This window comes from Tenacibaculum aestuariivivum (genome assembly GCF_964507685.1).
Taxonomy (GTDB): Bacteria; Bacteroidota; Bacteroidia; order Flavobacteriales; family Flavobacteriaceae; genus Polaribacter; species Polaribacter aestuariivivum.
On the sequence record NZ_OZ208414.1, the window covers coordinates 1,539,579 to 1,557,272 of the forward strand.

The 17,694-nt window shown below is 27.9% G+C and carries 18 protein-coding genes; 10 read left to right on the forward strand and 8 right to left on the reverse strand.

Translation table 11 applies throughout. The features are described from left to right. Positions 1-38: 38 nt before the first annotated feature. Both ACN5J4_RS06820 and trxA read right to left on the reverse strand, forming a co-directional pair. On the reverse strand, positions 39-1,010 hold the full coding sequence (locus ACN5J4_RS06820) for a ribonucleotide-diphosphate reductase subunit beta (protein WP_418649262.1): 972 nt from the start codon (positions 1,008-1,010) through the stop codon (positions 39-41). Between the two features lie 290 nt (positions 1,011-1,300). Next, entirely contained in the window at positions 1,301-1,660 is a 360-nt protein-coding gene (gene trxA / locus ACN5J4_RS06825) for a thioredoxin (RefSeq protein WP_418649263.1), read from the reverse strand. A 170-nt stretch (positions 1,661-1,830) separates the two neighbouring features. Here trxA and ACN5J4_RS06830 point away from each other — a divergent pair, with 170 nt between their 5' ends. Together ACN5J4_RS06830 and ACN5J4_RS06835 are read left to right on the forward strand one after the other, a co-directional pair. Further along, positions 1,831-3,975, forward strand: a complete 2,145-nt coding sequence (locus ACN5J4_RS06830) for a prolyl oligopeptidase family serine peptidase (RefSeq protein ID WP_418649264.1) — start codon at positions 1,831-1,833, stop codon at positions 3,973-3,975. Positions 3,976-4,239: 264 nt separating this feature from the next. After that, entirely contained in the window at positions 4,240-5,175 is a 936-nt protein-coding gene (locus ACN5J4_RS06835; protein WP_418649265.1) for an ABC transporter ATP-binding protein, read from the forward strand. Between the two features lie 9 nt (positions 5,176-5,184). On the opposite strand, the gene ACN5J4_RS06840 is transcribed toward ACN5J4_RS06835, so the two are convergent. Next, entirely contained in the window at positions 5,185-5,634 is a 450-nt protein-coding gene (locus ACN5J4_RS06840) for a 3-oxoacyl-ACP synthase (protein ID WP_418649266.1), read from the reverse strand. A 147-nt stretch (positions 5,635-5,781) separates the two neighbouring features. Here ACN5J4_RS06840 and ACN5J4_RS06845 point away from each other — a divergent pair, with 147 nt between their 5' ends. The 3 genes from ACN5J4_RS06845 to ACN5J4_RS06855 all read left to right on the forward strand — a co-directional run bounded on the left by ACN5J4_RS06845 (position 5,782) and on the right by ACN5J4_RS06855 (position 8,744). Then, entirely contained in the window at positions 5,782-6,711 is a 930-nt protein-coding gene (locus ACN5J4_RS06845; RefSeq protein ID WP_418649267.1) for a hypothetical protein, read from the forward strand. Between the two features lie 134 nt (positions 6,712-6,845). After that, positions 6,846-7,601, forward strand: coding sequence for an SDR family NAD(P)-dependent oxidoreductase (locus ACN5J4_RS06850; protein ID WP_418649268.1), 756 nt, complete (start codon positions 6,846-6,848; stop codon positions 7,599-7,601). A 3-nt stretch (positions 7,602-7,604) separates the two neighbouring features. Beyond that, complete coding sequence (locus ACN5J4_RS06855; protein WP_418649269.1) at positions 7,605-8,744, forward strand: ATP-binding protein; 1,140 nt, start codon at positions 7,605-7,607, stop codon at positions 8,742-8,744. Between the two features lie 59 nt (positions 8,745-8,803). On the opposite strand, the gene ACN5J4_RS06860 is transcribed toward ACN5J4_RS06855, so the two are convergent. Both ACN5J4_RS06860 and ACN5J4_RS06865 read right to left on the reverse strand, forming a co-directional pair. Then, positions 8,804-9,388 carry a hypothetical protein gene (locus ACN5J4_RS06860; RefSeq protein WP_418649270.1) on the reverse strand — a complete coding sequence of 195 codons (585 nt, stop codon included), beginning with the start codon at positions 9,386-9,388 and terminating at the stop codon, positions 8,804-8,806. A 2-nt stretch (positions 9,389-9,390) separates the two neighbouring features. Then, positions 9,391-9,885, reverse strand: a complete 495-nt coding sequence (locus ACN5J4_RS06865) for an RNA polymerase sigma factor (RefSeq protein ID WP_418649271.1) — start codon at positions 9,883-9,885, stop codon at positions 9,391-9,393. Between the two features lie 290 nt (positions 9,886-10,175). On the opposite strand from ACN5J4_RS06865, the gene ACN5J4_RS06870 reads away from it, so the two are divergent. Then, a complete protein-coding gene (locus ACN5J4_RS06870; RefSeq protein WP_418649272.1) occupies positions 10,176-12,035 on the forward strand; it encodes a B12-binding domain-containing radical SAM protein in 1,860 nt (619 codons plus the stop codon). 79 nt (positions 12,036-12,114) lie between these two features. On the opposite strand, the gene ACN5J4_RS06875 is transcribed toward ACN5J4_RS06870, so the two are convergent. From ACN5J4_RS06875 to ACN5J4_RS06885, 3 genes are all read right to left on the reverse strand, one after another. Further along, on the reverse strand, positions 12,115-12,690 hold the full coding sequence (locus ACN5J4_RS06875) for a hypothetical protein (protein WP_418649273.1): 576 nt from the start codon (positions 12,688-12,690) through the stop codon (positions 12,115-12,117). 12 nt (positions 12,691-12,702) lie between these two features. Further along, on the reverse strand, positions 12,703-13,614 hold the full coding sequence (locus ACN5J4_RS06880) for an OmpA family protein (protein ID WP_418649274.1): 912 nt from the start codon (positions 13,612-13,614) through the stop codon (positions 12,703-12,705). A gap of 161 nt (positions 13,615-13,775) precedes the next feature. Beyond that, positions 13,776-15,317: an aldehyde dehydrogenase family protein gene (locus tag ACN5J4_RS06885; protein WP_418649275.1), complete on the reverse strand. Its 1,542-nt coding sequence runs from the start codon at positions 15,315-15,317 to the stop codon at positions 13,776-13,778. A gap of 219 nt (positions 15,318-15,536) precedes the next feature. On the opposite strand from ACN5J4_RS06885, the gene ACN5J4_RS06890 reads away from it, so the two are divergent. From ACN5J4_RS06890 to ACN5J4_RS06905, 4 genes are read left to right on the forward strand one after another with little or no spacing between them, the layout of a single operon-like run. Then, on the forward strand, positions 15,537-15,872 hold the full coding sequence (locus ACN5J4_RS06890; protein WP_418649276.1) for a roadblock/LC7 domain-containing protein: 336 nt from the start codon (positions 15,537-15,539) through the stop codon (positions 15,870-15,872). Between the two features lie 30 nt (positions 15,873-15,902). After that, positions 15,903-16,277 (forward strand): hypothetical protein, encoded by a 375-nt coding sequence (locus ACN5J4_RS06895; protein ID WP_418649277.1) that lies wholly within the window; start codon positions 15,903-15,905, stop codon positions 16,275-16,277. After that, positions 16,267-16,533, forward strand: coding sequence for a hypothetical protein (locus ACN5J4_RS06900; protein WP_418649278.1), 267 nt, complete (start codon positions 16,267-16,269; stop codon positions 16,531-16,533). Before ACN5J4_RS06895 ends, ACN5J4_RS06900 begins: the two co-directional genes overlap by 11 nt. 56 nt (positions 16,534-16,589) lie before the next feature. Next, positions 16,590-17,564: an acyl transferase gene (locus ACN5J4_RS06905; protein WP_418649279.1), complete on the forward strand. Its 975-nt coding sequence runs from the start codon at positions 16,590-16,592 to the stop codon at positions 17,562-17,564. Positions 17,565-17,694: the final 130 nt, after the last annotated feature.

Sequence of the window (17,694 nt, forward strand, 5' to 3'; positions counted from 1 at the left end):
ATTACCGCATGTAGGGGGCTTAGCAGTAGTATTGTTATTTAAAAATCAGCATCAAAACTAATATCACCTGTACCTCCTGATGATACTCCTGCTTTTTGATACTCTGATACTCTTTTTTCAAAAAAGTTTGTTTTACCCTCTAATGAAATCATTTCCATAAAGTCAAACGGGTTGGTTGAATTATATTCTTTATCGCAACCAAACTCTAATAACAGCCTATCAGTTACGTATTCTAAATACTGTGTCATTAATTTAGCATTCATACCTATTAAACTTACAGGTAATGACTCTGTAATAAATTCTCTTTCAATAGTTAAGGCATCTAAAATAATTTCACGAATACGGTTTTTAGGTACTTTATTTACAATGTGATGATTGTGTAAATGAACAGCAAAATCACAATGCATTCCTTCATCTCTAGAAATTAATTCGTTCGAAAAAGCTAACCCAGGTAATAACCCTCTTTTCTTTAACCAGAAAATAGAACAGAAAGACCCAGAAAAGAAAATACCTTCAACGGCAGCAAAAGCAATTAAACGTTCTGCAAATGAATCAGATTCTATCCATTTTAATGCCCAGTCAGCCTTCTTTTTAATAGCAGGAAAAATTTCAATTGCTTTAAATAATTGATCTTTTTCTATTTCATTTTTTACATACGTATCTATTAATAATGAATAGGTTTCTGAATGTACATTTTCCATCATTATTTGAAATCCGTAGAAAAATTTTGCTTCTGAGTATTGTACTTCATTTACAAAGTTTTCTGCTAAATTTTCATTTACAATTCCATCAGAAGCTGCAAAAAAAGCTAAAACGTGTTTAATAAAATAACGTTCATCTTCTGTTAATTTAGTTTCCCAATCTGTAATATCTACAGATAAATCAATTTCTTCGGCAGTCCAAAAACAAGCTTGTTGTTTTTTATACCAATCCCATAAATCATCATGTTGAATTGGAAAAATCACAAATCTATCTTTATTTTCTTGTAAAATCGGTTCGATGGCAGCCATTATTTATACTAATTTTTTAGTGATTATTTTATTTTCATAGGGGTTAACAAAGATTGAAAAATTTGCTAAAAACTAAAAGCTTTACTTATTCACAAATTCCTTGAAGTTTTCAACAAAATGAAAAAAAAGAGAAAATTTAAGCATTTACAAAAAAATACAAACAACTGTAAAACAAGTAATTAAAAATAAAAAATAAGCTTGAGTAGTGATACTCACACAGTTTCCTATTTTAACCTTTTTACATAAAAAAAGTGATGCTTTCACATCACTTTTTAAACTTATTTTAAGTTTTATTTTTCTACCTTTAATACATCTTTTATAATTTGTTCTAACTGTGTTTTTGGTAATGCCCCATTTGCCATTTGAGGAGTTTCACCTACAGGACAAAATAACATTGATGGTATGCTACGAATATCAAAAGCCGCAGCTAGTTCTTGCTCAGCTTCAGTATCAATTTTATAAATATCAATTTTACCTTCATACTCATTACTTAACTGTTCTAAAACAGGAGCTAAAGCTTTACAAGGGCCACACCAATCGGCATAAAAATCAATCAATGCTGGTTTATTTCCTTCAAACTTCCAATCTTTATTTTCTTCGAAGTTAAATACTTTTTTTAAAAAAGTTTCTTTTGTTAAATTTTCTGTCATTCTAATCTGTTTTTACTACTTATTTATTTGAAAACTTTCAATTATAAAGGTAGTCGATTTTTTTTGTTTAAAATTACAGTAGGTACTGTTTAGTGTTAAAATCATCATAAAAACATTATTTTCATTGTTATTTCGGCTAACTTTGAAAGTATGTAATTAAAATTTACATTATGAAAAAAAATACTTTATTACTTTTTAGCATTAGCATTCTTTTTACTTCATGCCAAAAAGAAAAACAACTTAAAAAAACCATTTCTGTGAAATATCCTAAAACTGCACAAAAACCTGTAATAGATACTTATTTTGACACTAAAATAACTGACAACTATAGGTGGTTAGAAGACGATAAAAGCATTGAAACCGAAAATTGGGTAAAAGCAGAAAATGAAGTTACTTTTAATTATTTAAGTAAAATTCCGTATCGTGAGCAATTAAAAGATAGGTTATCAGAATTATGGAATTACGAAAAATTAGGAACGCCTTTTAAAGAAGGTGACTATACCTATTTTTATAAAAATGACGGCTTACAAAATCAAGCTGTTTTATACCGAAAAAATTCCGAAGGAAAAGAAGAAATATTCTTAAATCCAAATACTTTTTCTAAAGATGGAACAACGTCATTAGGTTCAGTAAGTTTTACTAAAGATGGTAGTATTGTTGCCTATTCAATTTCTGAAGGAGGAAGCGATTGGCGAAAAATTATTGTTTTAAATACCGAAACTAAAGAAATTATTGGTGATACTTTAATTGATGTAAAATTCTCTGGAATTGCTTGGAAAGGTAACGAAGGTTTTTATTATTCTAGCTACGATAAGCCTGAAGGAAGTGAGTTATCAGCAAAAACAGACCAGCACAAATTATATTATCATGCTTTAAATACGCCACAAAAAACTGATAAAGTTATTTTTGGAGCAACATCCGAAGAAAAAAATAGGTATGTTGGCGGTTCTTTAACCGAAGATAATAAGTATTTAATTATTTCTGCAGCAACCTCAACATCAGGAAATAAATTATTTTTAAAAGATTTAACAACTCCAAACAGCAAGTTAGTTACAATTACAGATACTTACGATAACGATACGTATGTAATTGACAGCCGTGGCGATAAATTATATTTAGTTACCAACTTAAATGCACCAAATAAAAAAATAGTAACGGTGGATGCTAAAAATCCAACACCAGAAAATTGGACAGATTTTATTGCAGAAACTGAAAACGTATTATCGCCATCAACAGGTGCTGGTTATTTTTTTACAGAATATATGGTTGATGCTGTTTCTAAAGTTTTACAATATGATTTTGATGGAAAATTAATCCGTGAAGTAAAACTTCCTGGTGTTGGTTCTGCTGGTGGTTTTGGCGGAAAAACAAAAGCTAAAGAAATCTATTTTTCATTTACAAACTATAATACACCAAGCTCATCATATAAATTTAATCCAACAGATGGAACGTATGTTTTATTTTGGAAACCTGAAATTTCTTTCAATGCTGATGGGTATCAAAGTAAGCAAATATTTTATACATCAAAAGACGGAACAAAAGTTCCGATGATAATTACCTATAAAAAAGGGTTAGAATTAAACGGTAAAAATCCAACTATTTTATACGGTTATGGCGGATTTAATGTAAGTTTAACACCTGCTTTTAGCATTGCAAATGCCGTTTGGATGGAGCAAGGCGGCGTATATGCCGTTCCTAATTTACGTGGTGGTGGCGAATATGGTAAAAAATGGCACGATGCAGGAACGCAATTAAAAAAACAAAATGTGTTTGACGATTTTATTGCAGCAGCAGAATATTTAATCAAAGAAAATTATACTTCTTCTGATTATTTAGCAATCCGCGGAGGTTCAAACGGTGGACTATTAGTTGGTGCAACAATGACACAGCGTCCTGATTTAATGAAAGTCGCTTTGCCTGCCGTTGGAGTTTTAGATATGTTACGTTATCATACGTTTACTGCGGGTGCAGGTTGGGCTTATGATTACGGAACATCAGCCGATAACAAAAAAATGTTCGATTATTTAAACGGGTATTCTCCTGTACACAACGTTCAAAAAGTGGCGTATCCTGCAACTATGGTAACCACTGGCGATCATGATGATCGTGTAGTACCTGCGCATAGTTTTAAGTTTGCTGCTGAACTACAAAACAAGCAACAAGGCGAAAATCCTGTATTAATTCGTATTGAAACAAATGCTGGTCATGGCGCTGGAACTCCCGTTGCTAAAACTATCGAACAATATGCTGATATTTTCGCATTCACATTATATAACATGGGCTTTGAAAAATTGCCAAATCAAATAAAAAAGTAAGTCATTAATAATATTTATAAAAACCGATGCATAAGTATCGGTTTTTTTATATACCTAATTTTTTAAGAGAGTATTTATAATTTGGGCGTTACCACAAGGGTCGCGCTTTCCGCACTCGCTTTTTTTATTTTTTCAAAAGAAAAATAAAAAAGAGCTCAAACAATTGCTTCAATCGCTAACGCAAACACCTTTAGTAACAATATTTATAAAACTAAAAAAAGCCTATCTACAACTTTTATAAACTAGAAATTATACTTTTGCAATATGTTACAAGTCAATAATATTACTTTCGGATATTCTAAAGAAAAAACAACATTAAAACACATTAATTTCTCTCTTAAAAAAGGAGAACATTTATGTCTTTTAGGAGAAAGTGGTTGCGGAAAATCAACTTTATTAAAAGCTATTTACGGATTATTAAACCTAAACGAAGGAACTTTATTTTGGAACGATTTTCAAATTTTAGGACCTGCACATCATTTAGTTCCGGGTGTCGATTTTTTTAAATACGTTGCTCAAGATTTTGATTTAATGCCATTTATTTCTGTTAGCGAAAATATTAAAAAATTCTTATCTCGTTTTTATCCTGAGGAATCGCAAAAAAGAACCGACGAATTATTAAACGTCATAGAAATGACAGAATTTGCAAACGTAAAAGTCAAAAATTTAAGTGGCGGACAACAACAACGAGTTGCAATTGCCAGGGCTTTAGCAAAAGAACCTGAATTATTATTACTAGATGAACCTTTCGGACAGATTGATAATTTCAAAAAAAACTCATTACGTAGAAACTTATTTTCTTATCTGAAAGAAAAAAATATTGCTTGTATTATAGCAACTCATGAAGGAAATGATGCTTTATCTTTTGCTGATAAAATGATTGTTATTAAAAACAGTCAAATAATAGCAAATGATACGCCAAAAAAATTGTACGAAACCCCGAAATTAAAATACATTGCCACTTTATTTGATGATGTAAACGAAATTAAAATTGATAATAATGTTGTTTTATTATATCCGCATCAAATAGTTATTGTTACAAATTCTGATGATAAAGCTATTGTTTTAAATAGTTATTTTAAAGGTTCATATTGGTTAATTGAAGCGAATTATAATAGTCAGAATATATTTTTTAAGCATTCTTTAAACATCGAAATAAACGAAATAATATCATTAAAATTCAATAAAAATGTATCTTAAACTTAGTTATTAAAAAACTGAAATTACTTTTTGTTCAATATTATTAAAAACAAAAGTATCACCTGTTTTTTTACCTAATAATAAATTTCCTATTGGCGATGAAACAGAAACTGCAAAATAAGTTTCATCATCAACAATAATTTTTCCTGAACTAATACTTAAAAAAAAAGAAGCTTTTGTAGTTTTAATTACACTACCTAAATGAGTAATTGTAGAAAGCTCTTGCGGATTTATTTTTGAAAGTATGGTTTTCATTTGTATAATCCCGTCAAGTTGTTGCCCTGCTTTTTCCATTTCTAACTGCAACATAGCTCTACCTGTTTCGTGTTTATCGCCTGCTGAACTTTTGGTTTCAGATTGTAATGCTTTTTGATTGGATGATATAATTTGTTCAACCGTTTGCATTCTTTTAGCTACATAGTTAACACATTGTTTATATAATTTTTCTTTTATAATCATAAAAATAATTTAGTTGTGCTAACATAATAAAACAATGTATTTTATATGGTATAAAGCTTATTTTTTATACCATATAAATACTATTACTAGTCTACTGTTTTGGCACGTAATTTGAATTATACTTTATGTAACCATAAATTACCGCACATGAAACGTTTAAAACTACTATTTTTATTTATAATAACAAGCATAACGCTTACTTCTTGTGTGGTTGAAAATGAATTAATTAGTGATTTTGATGACACTAATTTATCATTACATCAATATATAGCTAGTTATGATTTATGGTATGTAGATTATCATAGAACTGAAGGTATAGGTGATGTACCTTTTTTATCAAGAGCTTTTACTATTTCATTTTTAAACGGAAATATGTATGCTAATAATAATATTGTTGATATTGGAAAAACAGGAAATGGTTTGGGTATTTTAGTAGGTAACTACAATACAAACAGAACCGTTTTAAAAACAAATCATGATATTGATGGTTATCATAATTTTGAAGTAATTCAATTGGCAAATAATGAAATTAGAATTGATGATTTAAATGAAAATGTAAGCTATTATTTAATAGGGTATCAAAGAAGTAATTTTGACTACAATAAATTATTTAACGACAATATTGAGTATTTTTTACAAGAATATATAGCGTGGGAACAAACAGATAAAACTGGTGGTTATGAAAACCCATTTGATAATGAACATTTTTTACAGTTTACCCCTCAAAACAATGTTACATTTTATTCGTCACATGATTATTTTGGTACAAACATTGATAACATAGAATGGAATTTTGTTGGAGGGTATGAGATAACAAATATTACAGGTAATAGTAATTTAAAGTTTTTAACACTTAATTATGATGGTGGTGATACTGAAAAATTTGAATTAAGCGTTATAAATGATGAAACAATTACACTATTTCATACAAGTTCTAAAACAACATATACTTTTTCTGGTAGCGGATTTATACAGCTTTTAAAAAGTAAAGATAAAAATACCATAAAAAAAACCGTAAGAAATAACAATAGAAAACGTACTAAAATACAACGTAAAACTGTTGATAAACAATATTAAAAAAAGTTTGGTTAGTTGATTTTTAGTTGGAGTAGTAGCCAACTAAAGCAAACCGCTCTAGCAATAGGGCGGTTTTTATATTTTATAATGTTAGCTTTACATAAAATATTTTATCTTTATAAAAAACAAAAAACATGCAACAAACAGCTTTAATTACAGGAGCTACCTCTGGTATTGGTGAAGCAACAGCTATACTATTTGCTAAAAATAATATAAACCTTATTATTTGTGGAAGACGTACCGAAAAACTAAAAAAATTACAACATAAACTTACTGCTTTTACAAAAGTACACACCTTACAGTTTGATGTTCGTTATAAAGAAGAGGTACAAAAAGCTATTAATAGTTTGCCTGATGAATTTAAACAAATTGATATTCTTATTAATAATGCTGGAAATGCTCATGGGTTAAGCAGTATTCAAGAAGGAAATATTGATGACTGGGATGCGATGATTGATGGAAACGTAAAAGGATTATTATATGTATCAAAAGCTATAATTCCTCAAATGGTAAGTAGAAATAACGGATTCATTTTAAATATTGGCTCTATTGCCGGTAAAGAAGTATATCCAAACGGAAATGTATATTGTGCTTCTAAATTTGCTGTAAACGCATTGAATAAAGGAATGCGAATTGATTTAAACAAACATAATATTAGGGTTTCCGCTATTCACCCAGGGCTTGTAGAAACAGCGTTTTCAGAAGTTCGTTTTAAAGGAGATACCCATAAAGCCAAAACAGTTTACCAAGGGTATAAAGCCTTACAACCTGAAGATATTGCTGACATTATTTACTTTGTTATTAGCAGGCCTTATCATGTAAATATTGAAGATTTAGTAGTGTACCCTACAGCACAAGCTAATGCTAGTATTATCAATAAAAAACTGTAAACTGTGATTAACAAACGCCTTTTAATTAAAAACCTTCTTTCTCATAATGATGAAAATAGTTTTTATGATAAAAAGGAACAATTATCTTTAAACTCAAAAGAAGGAAAGGCAAAATTTATAAAACATATTTGTGCTTTATCTAACTCAAACCCCCACAACAATTCATACATTGTAATTGGGGTTGAAGATGAAGAAAATAAAATTATAGGAGTTGACTTTTATGATGATAGTAAAATTCAAAACTTGGTAAATGCTTATTTAAATAACCCTCCAAAAATTGAATATGAAAATGTTGCTTTTCCTCGTTTACCCCGACATAAAGTTATTGGATTGGTAACTATATACCCTAATAACCTAACTACTTCACTGCTTAAAAACGTTTGGAAATATAGTAAAGGAACTGTTTTTTATCGCAGAGGTAGTAATTCTGTTCCTTTTGAAAATAATTACAAAACAAATAACCTAAATACTAATATTGTTGCTGCTATTGAAAAAAATGCCAGTAACAATATACAGCTTACATTAGATGGGGTTTGTGATTTTATAAAAAATCATAAACCCAAATACAATCCTCAATACAAAGTATTTAACGAACAATTTGTACTTTGCTGGGCAGGAATAAAAAAGGTAATTAATAACAATATTTTTTATACTCGTGTTGATATTGAATTAATAAATGAACAGGTTCGTTTATTTTTTTCAGCCTTAGATGATGTTCAAATAAGCTACAACGAGCAATCTTTTATTATTACCGAATATATTATGTTAGGTATTGATAAAAGTAAAAAACGATATCCGTTAGAAAAAACAATTATCCATTTTAAAGACAATGGAAAACACGATATTATTACCGAATTTTTATTTAAAGCGCCTCTTTATAACAGTACCATACTTAAACATATATACGATAGCAACAATAGTATTATTATAAAAATAACTCAAAATAAACCACTATCTATTACCGAACATAAAAATATTTATAAACTACCTACCTCCTATTTAATTTGTTATTTGAACGGGTTTTTAGACGCTCCTGAACAACTTAAAAAAGCTAAAAATTATATTAAAAATTTAGAAAATAAAACCACCTACATAAAATATAAAAAAGCCATGCGGGTAATACGAAAAGTTAGATATAATTAAAGAGTTTTAATATTGTAGAATAGTTTTGTTTATAAATATTAACTCTTAAGCTATATAACTTAAGAGTTAATATGAAGTTTTTCTAGAAACTCAATTAATGGTAATATTTCTTTCCTGTTTTTCTTTTTCTTTTTTTCTATTCCGTAATACATAAAAAAGAATATTATACTTGATAACACTATATGAACAATACCCTTTAATATTAAAGATATATTAAACATATTTAAAATATAAATGTAACCTACATTTAAACCTAAAATTAATAAAAAGGTGTAAACCCACATATACCTTGAAGTAATTAGCATTCTTTTTTTTAATTTAATAATAAGAAATGTAATATATTTTTGACTATTAAGCATGTTTTCATTTAATACATAAAACCTACTTTTATATACTTGAATTAATAATATTACTATACCTAAACCAATTAAAAGAATAGCCATTAAACTATAAATGTTAGAAAAAAACGGAAGTATTATTGTCAAAATAATTATTGTTAATGGAAAACCAATAAGTAAAATAATTCTTTCTAATTTTCCTTTTTTTTCTATACTATTAACTTTTTTTATAAACATGTTAATATCTATTGAAACTGATTTTTTCTCTTTCCATAAATTTTGCCAATTTTTTATTTCTTTTTCCATTATTATTTAAGTGTTTTATTAAGTGTTTTTTTTATTCTACAAATACGTACACCTACATTTGAAATACTAATGCCTGTAATATTTGATATTTGAGCATAACTACATTCTTCCAAAAGCAAACCTATTATTATTCTATCTATTTCTTTTAATGTAGATATAGCCTCATAAAGCCTTTTAATTTTTTGCTCATTAACCCGTGTATCTACATTATTAATTTCTGCTGAATTTTCTATTGCTTTAAAATCTGTAATTTTCTTATTTAACTTCTTTTTTCTATTAATTGTAAATAATGCAGTATTAACTGTAATTTTATAAACCCAGGTATTTATATTACTCTCTGTTCTAAAGTTTTCTATATTTTTCCATACCTTAATTAACACCTCTTGAAATAAATCATCTGCATCAGTTTTGTTTCCCATAAAACCTAAACAAAGTCTATATATTTTATCTTTTAACGCTTCATAAACTTGTTTAAAATTTTGCTCTTTATTTTCCATAATTAAAAACTACTTAACCATATTAATAAACCCATTTAGACTTTTATTATAAAATATTTTATAATTTTAATTTTTGGAAACAAAAATTATTAATCAAATTACTAAACATCTCATTATAACAATATTTATTATATACCCTTTAGAGTATCAAAAAGATTTTTTATTACACTTTTTTATTAAAAATGTTAAAAATAATATAATACACACTACCTCATTAACACTCTAATAGTTTTAGTAAATCATATAAAACTACTGTGTTAAGAAGTATCTTTGTACTTTATTTATATTTTATGGCCATCAATACACTTTTAATAACACCTCCTTTTACACAATTAAACACTGCTTATCCAGCAACAGCTTACATTAAAGGTTTTTTAGAATCTAAAAATGTAAATGCTACACAAATGGATTTAAGTATAGAGCTGTTTACCGCTGTATTTACCAAAGAATTTATTGATGCTATTTTTAAACAGGCTGAAATGCTTGGCAATAATAATTTTCCTTTAGTATTAAAACAAAAGGTAGATTATATTGATAAAGTAGATTCGGTAATGAATTATTTACGCTTACAAGAGGTTACAGCAGCTTATCAAATAGTGCATAAAGATTTTTTACCTCACGGACATAGACGTATTAAATTAAATAAAGATTTAAGTATAGAGTTTGGTAAATTAGGTATTTTAGATAAAGCCAAACACATTGCTACGTTATTTATTGAAGAGTTAGGTGATTTTATAAATGCAAATGTTGATGAATTTTTTTCTTTTACACGTTACGCTGAACAATTGGGTAGATCAGCTTCTAGTTTTGATACTATTAATGAGTTTTTACAATATGAAACTACTTTGATAGAAGATGAAATGCTGTATATATTAGAGGAAAAAATAAAAGAAGCAAACTATAATTTAATATGTTTTACCATTCCTTTTCCGGGTAATTTATTTTCAGCTTTACGGTGTGCTCAGTATATAAAAATCAAATATCCAAACATTAAAACAGCTATGGGAGGTGGTTATTGTAATACCGAATTAAGACGCTTAACCGATCCACGAATTTTTAATTTTATAGACTTTATTACCTTAGATGATGGCGAAGGCCCTTTATTAAAAATTACTGAATTTTTAGATGGTAAAATAAACGAAAATTCTTTAGAAAGAACATACATATGCAAAAACAACACCGTTATTTACGCCAACAAAATACCTAATACCATATTTCATCATAAAAATTTACCTGCGCCAAGCTATTTAGGACTTCCTACAAATAAATATTTATCTTTTTTAGATGTTATGAACCCGATGCACAGAATGTGGTCTGATGGTAAATGGAATAAGCTTACCATATCTCACGGATGCTACTGGAAACAATGTTCTTTTTGTGATGTTACTTTAGATTATATAGGAAACTATCAAAATACTACAGCCGATGATTTGGTAAATAAAATTGAAAAAATAATATCAGAAACAGGTATTACAGGTTTTCATTTTGTTGATGAAGCTGCACCGCCTAAAATGCTAAGAGCTTTGGCTAATAAGCTACTTGAAAGAAAAATTTATATTACTTGGTGGACCAATATTCGGTTCGAAAAAACATTTACCCCAGCCCTTTGTACACTTTTATCTAAATCTGGATGTATTGCTGTTACTGGTGGTTTAGAAGTTGCTTCAGATAGGCTTTTAGCGAAAATGAAAAAGGGAGTTGATATTGGTCAAGTAGCTAGAGTTACCAAAGCTTTTGCTAATCAAAACATTATGGTACATGCTTATTTAATGTTTGGTTTTCCTACAGAAACTGCACAAGAAACAATTGATTCATTAGAGGTTGTTCGTCAATTATTTCAAAACAATTGTATTCAATCTGCTTTTTGGCATATGTTTTCCTGTACTAGTCATAGTCCTGTTGGTAAAAACCCTAATGAATTTCAAATTAACATTACAGGACCTAAATTTAAAGGATTTGCTGAAAATGATTTATATCATGAAGATCCTACAGGCGCTGAGCATCATTTATATAGCCAAGGATTAAATACCGCCTTAAATAATTACTTAAATTACAAAGGTTTTGAAATTCCTTTACATGAATATTTCAATTTTAAAGTACCTAAAACAACTCAAAAAAATAATTTAATAGAAAAATTTTTAGCTGTTTAATATATGAAACTATTTTAATAGTACTCATTAAAAAACCCCATATAAAATGGGGTTTTTCTGTTTTAATAACTAACTAAAGTTATTGTTTTCCTCCATCTAATTCATCTTGCCATTTCAATAATTCTTTCCATTTACCCTCATAAGCTAATTTGGCTTGTTTAGGCCAAGTTGCAGGTTTGTGCATTTTATAACGGTCTCCTCCACTTTTTAATACTTCTTGACATTTTTCTACAGAAGTTTCTGATAAATCTTTCCAGGTTTTAATTCCAAAAATATGAAATAAGCTTTCTATTTTAGGTCCAATTCCTTCTACTATTTTTAAGTCGTTTTCCTTAACCTTTTTACCAAAAATTTCTTTTGCTAGTAAAGCATTAAAAGAGATTAAAGCAACTTCTTTTTCTGATGTTTTTACATTTGTAAAAGAAGAAACAGTGTTTAAATTTTGGGCTTCTGCAGATTTTAACTGTAATTTATCATCATTACAAGCTTTTAAATCAACCTGAAGTTTATTTATTTTATTTTTTAAAACAAGTATTTCTTCATTATTGTTTTGTTTTCTAAAAAGTCTTCCTAATAAATACCCTAATAAGGCACAAATTAATCCAACTAATAATGGAATTAACCAACATGTTATATGTATTGCTAATAAATTCATAATTTTTTCTTTTTAGTTAATAGTTACAATTGATCTTCTGTTTTTGGCTCTACCCTCTTTAGTAGTGTTACTTTCTATTGGTTCAGTCTCTCCTTTAGAAATAGTATTAATTCTATTTTTTAATATGCCACTTCTTGTTAAATATGCTTTTATAAATTCAGCTCTTTGTTTACCTATCATTAAGTTTCTATTAGCAGTTCCTATATTATCAGTATGACCTGTTATTAAACAAGATGCATTATTTACCTTATCTAAATAAGTAGAAATATTTACTATTTTTCTACGTTGATTAGGTGTAAAGTTTAAACTTGTTTGTCCGCTATTAAAATTTAGTAATAATGGGTTAGACTCTATTTCTTTAATAATTGAATTAATTAATTTAGAATAGTCTTTAGACTTTCCTACACTTATTTTTAAAGGGTTTTTTATAATATTATTAGTGTCAACTACCATATTATCATTCAATTCTCCTTCTATATCTATCACTTTTGTAGGAATACCTCTTTGAGCTACGTAATTTTTAAATGAAATTGCTCTAGCTAATCCTATGTTTGGAAAAGCAGAATTATTTACTTCATCACTCATATAATATCCTTTTATAGCCAGTCCTTTTTCATTATCTTTTATTAATAAATTTTTTAATTGGTTTATTTTAGTGTCTAATTCATCAGAAGCAGCAATCGAAAAATTTATACTTGACTTTTTAAATTTTAACGCATTATTCAAAGGAATACCCAAGCTACCATCTGTATTACTAATACCAAAAGACAGCGCAGATTCTTTTTCAATAATAGTTACATTTTTTTGAGGTAGCTCCTTTATTTTATTAGTTTTTTGTTTGCAACAACAAAATTGCCAATAAAAAAAAGTTCCTAAAATTATTGTAATAAAAATACCTAATAAATAAATTACTTTCTTGTTCATATTTATTTTTTCAATAAAATACGAATAAAAATTGATTAAATAAAATTTACTATAACATTATTAAATTGTTAACTTTTTAAAACTGGTTCGTAAAAAAAGTCACATCTTTCGATATGACTTTTTTTATTTGTTTATGTTCTTCTTAAAAGAGGTACATTTTTCTATAAATCAAATTTAATTCCTTGCGCTAAAGGTAATTCATCAGAATAATTAATAGTGTTTGTTTGACGTCTCATATATACTTTCCAAGCATCAGAACCAGATTCACGTCCACCACCAGTTTCTTTTTCACCACCAAAAGCACCTCCAATTTCTGCTCCAGAGGTACCAATATTTACGTTTGCAATACCACAGTCAGAACCAGCATATGATAAAAACTTTTCAGCTTCTTTCAATTCATTAGTCATTATTGCTGATGATAGTCCTTGCGCTACACCGTTTTGTTTTTCAATAGCATTTTCTACTTCACCTGAATATTTCATTAAATACAAAATAGGAGCAAAAGTTTCATGCTGTACAATTTCAAAATGATTTTCAGCTTCAATAATTGTTGGTTTAACATAACAACCACTTTCGTAACCTTCACCTTCTAAAACACCACCTTCAACTAATACGTTTCCACCTTCAGCTTTTGCTTTTTCAATAGCTGCTAAATAAGTATTTACTGAATCCTTGTCAATTAATGGTCCTATATGATTTTTTTCATCTAAAGGATTACCAATGGTTAATTGCCCGTAAGCACCAACAATAGCATCTCTTACTTTATCATATACTGATTCGTGAATAATTAATCTACGTGTAGATGTGCAACGTTGTCCGCAAGTACCAACAGCACCAAATACAGCACCAGGAACTACTACTTTTAAGTCGGCAGTTGGAGTAATAATAATAGCGTTATTTCCTCCTAATTCTAATAATGATTTACCAAAACGCTGCGCAACTGTTGCTCCAACAATACGTCCCATTCTTGTAGACCCGGTAGCTGAAACTAAAGGAATACGAGTATCGGTAGTCATCATTTCACCTACTTTATAATCACCATTAATAATAGAAGAAATTCCTTCTGGTAAGTTATTTTCTTTTAAAACATCTGCTATAATATTTTGACAAGCAATTGAACATAAAGGTGCTTTTTCAGAACCTTTCCAAACACAAACATCACCACAAATCCATGCTAAAGCAGTGTTCCAAGCCCAAACAGCTACAGGAAAATTAAATGCTGATATTATACCAACTACACCTATTGGGTGCCATTGCTCTCTCATTACATGTCCTGGACGTTCAGAAGGAATTGTTTGTCCGTTTAACTGACGTGATAATCCTACAGCAAAATCACAAATATCAATCATTTCTTGAACCTCTCCGTACCCTTCTTGTAAAGATTTACCCATTTCGTAAGAAACTAACTTACCTAATGGCTCTTTTAAATCTCTTAATTTATTACCAAACTGGCGAACAATTTCTCCTCTTTGTGGAGCTGGCATATTTCTAAAAAACTTAAAAGCCTTTGTTGCCGTGTCCATTACCTTCTCGTAATCTTCTCTTGTAGTAGCTTTTACTTTTCCTATTAATTTACCATCAACAGGTGAATAACTTTCAATAACTTCTCCATTAGAAAAATTTACAGAACCTGTAGAAGTTCCATCATTTATATCTTTTACTCCTAATTGAACTAAAGCTTCTTTGATTCCGAAATCTGTCATTTTGCTTTTAAATTTAAGTTGTTTAAATTGATTTACGAAATTACAAATAAATTTTACATTTGTATAAACTACAAGAGTACTGTTATTTTGTTTTAAAAAAACAAAAAACCAACAAACAAACCATACCCTAACAGTTGTTTTTTTACAATATTTATTATATTATTGTGCACAATAACCTTTTTCCTAAACTATTTTTTTAGATTTAAATATAAAAATTTCATGAATTTAAAAGAGTTGTATGAAAGTACAAAATCTAAAGCAATATTCCTTTTTGATAAAGAAGGAAGAGTTGTAGAAACTTACAGTAAAATTACTTACGAGAATCCTGAAAATTTTTCAGCAGTTACTAAAGTAGTAGTTAATATAATAGATAATTTTTTTAAGGATGTTTTAGAAATAGAACCTCTCACAGAAATAATTATAAAAACTGAACACCAAGATTTTTATATAAAAAAATGTGACGAAGATCACATATTGTGTGTCTTATCAGAAGGAGCTATGAATAGAAGTTTAATTAGTCTTTCTTTAAAAAAGGCTGGAATAGAAAAAAAATAAACTCAATTAATAACAAATAAAAAACACCCTATGACTGATATTTTAAATGATTTAGTAGCAAATGTAAGTAAAAACATTCCTGGTTATATAGCTTTAAGTGTAACAGAAATGGAATCAGGTGAAGCTTTAATAGCTAATTCAGTAAAACCTGATTTTAATGTAGAATTAGCTTCAGCATATAACTTAGAAGTTGTAAATGCTAAATTAAAAGCTATAAGCGCTTTAGGTTTGAAAGAAGAAATTAAGGATATTACAATTACCCTAACAGATCAAATTCATATAATTAATATTGCTCCTACAGGAGGATATTTTATTTATTTAGCTATTGACTCTAGTAAAGCTAATATAGCAATTACAAAAACATTACTTAATAAATATAAAGCACAATTAAATAATGCCTTATAAACCATTAAATTTATCTACTTTTAAAATAGACGCTAAAGTTGCGTCTATTTTAGAAATAGGACAACAAGAATATCAAAAAACACTAGGTGTAGAGCTTATAAATGAAAAAGTAACACAACAAGTTATAACTACAAAGAATATACAAACGACTAAAGAATCTCAGAAAGATAAAAAAATATCTAAAATTGTTTTTGATTTTCTTTTTGAACCTAAATATGATAATATATTCACTATTTTCTCTAAAAAAACATCATAAATTTTTACAAAAAAAGTATAACTATATTATAGTAACCGCTATTTTTGTAAAAATTTATGATACAACAAGTTTTTAATATACAATCAGAAAAGCAATTTAACCAAATAGCTATAAAAATTTTTAACCATCAGTTTAAAAATAATAAGGTTTATAGATCGTTTTGTGATTTACTATATATTCATCCAAGTGATGTCACTTCAGTTGAAAAGATTCCTTTTTTACCTATTGAATTTTTTAAATCAAAAGAAATACTTTCTAATACTAATAAAGTCCAAGAAATTTTTTCTAGTTCAGGTACTACAGGTACTAGTACTAGTAAGCATTTTGTAACCGATTTAAAATGGTATGAAACAAGTTATTTAAAAGGATTTGATTATTTCTACGGAAATATAGCAGAATATGTAGTATTGGCTTTATTACCTAATTATTTAGAAAGAAAAGGATCATCATTAGTTTATATGGTAAATGATTTAATTAAAAAGTCAAACCATTATGCAAGTGGCTTTTATTTAAATAACCTTGATGAATTAGCTTGTAAATTAATTGAATTAGATAAAAAAGGGCAAAAAACCTTACTTATAGGAGTTTCATTTGCTTTATTAGATTTAATTGAAAAAAAACAATTTAAACTTCAAAACACCATTATTATGGAAACTGGTGGTATGAAAGGACGCAGAAAAGAATTAATTAGAAATGAACTTCATGAAATTTTAAAAAACGGTTTTGGGGTTGCTAAAATTCATTCAGAATATGGTATGACTGAATTATTAAGTCAAGGATACTCTAAAGGAAATGGTGTTTTTAACTGTCCTCCTTGGATGCGTTTTTTTACTAGAGATACTGAAGATGCTTTAACTATTTTACCAAAAGAAAAATCAGGCGGTATTAATATTATAGACTTAGCAAACTACAACTCATGTTCATTTATTGCTACGCAAGATTTAGGAAAAGTATATACTGATAATAGCTTTGAAATTATAGGTCGTTTTGATAATTCAGACATACGAGGCTGTAATTTAATGGTTTTGTAAAAAACTTCCTTAAAATTAAAATTTCTTATACTAAAGTATTATAAGGTATTATCTTATAAAAACCTTGTACTGTACTAATAATAAAATAAATACTAAAACTTCAAATTTTCCTTTTTTTGTTTTAATTAAA

Coding starts and splice junctions, on each gene's coding strand:
- ACN5J4_RS06900 (WP_418649278.1), top strand. CDS start 16,267: ATGCCTTATAAACCATTAAATTTATCTACTTTTAAAATAGACGCTAAA.
- ACN5J4_RS06835 (WP_418649265.1), top strand. CDS start 4,240: ATGTTACAAGTCAATAATATTACTTTCGGATATTCTAAAGAAAAAACA.
- ACN5J4_RS06830 (WP_418649264.1), top strand. CDS start 1,831: ATGAAAAAAAATACTTTATTACTTTTTAGCATTAGCATTCTTTTTACT.
- ACN5J4_RS06875 (WP_418649273.1), bottom strand. CDS start 12,690: ATGAATTTATTAGCAATACATATAACATGTTGGTTAATTCCATTATTA.
- ACN5J4_RS06905 (WP_418649279.1), top strand. CDS start 16,590: ATGATACAACAAGTTTTTAATATACAATCAGAAAAGCAATTTAACCAA.
- ACN5J4_RS06820 (WP_418649262.1), bottom strand. CDS start 1,010: ATGGCTGCCATCGAACCGATTTTACAAGAAAATAAAGATAGATTTGTG.
- ACN5J4_RS06880 (WP_418649274.1), bottom strand. CDS start 13,614: ATGAACAAGAAAGTAATTTATTTATTAGGTATTTTTATTACAATAATT.
- trxA (WP_418649263.1), bottom strand. CDS start 1,660: ATGACAGAAAATTTAACAAAAGAAACTTTTTTAAAAAAAGTATTTAAC.
- ACN5J4_RS06870 (WP_418649272.1), top strand. CDS start 10,176: ATGGCCATCAATACACTTTTAATAACACCTCCTTTTACACAATTAAAC.
- ACN5J4_RS06865 (WP_418649271.1), bottom strand. CDS start 9,885: ATGGAAAATAAAGAGCAAAATTTTAAACAAGTTTATGAAGCGTTAAAA.
- ACN5J4_RS06890 (WP_418649276.1), top strand. CDS start 15,537: ATGAATTTAAAAGAGTTGTATGAAAGTACAAAATCTAAAGCAATATTC.
- ACN5J4_RS06885 (WP_418649275.1), bottom strand. CDS start 15,317: ATGACAGATTTCGGAATCAAAGAAGCTTTAGTTCAATTAGGAGTAAAA.
- ACN5J4_RS06850 (WP_418649268.1), top strand. CDS start 6,846: ATGCAACAAACAGCTTTAATTACAGGAGCTACCTCTGGTATTGGTGAA.
- ACN5J4_RS06845 (WP_418649267.1), top strand. CDS start 5,782: ATGAAACGTTTAAAACTACTATTTTTATTTATAATAACAAGCATAACG.
- ACN5J4_RS06860 (WP_418649270.1), bottom strand. CDS start 9,388: ATGGAAAAAGAAATAAAAAATTGGCAAAATTTATGGAAAGAGAAAAAA.
- ACN5J4_RS06840 (WP_418649266.1), bottom strand. CDS start 5,634: ATGATTATAAAAGAAAAATTATATAAACAATGTGTTAACTATGTAGCT.
- ACN5J4_RS06895 (WP_418649277.1), top strand. CDS start 15,903: ATGACTGATATTTTAAATGATTTAGTAGCAAATGTAAGTAAAAACATT.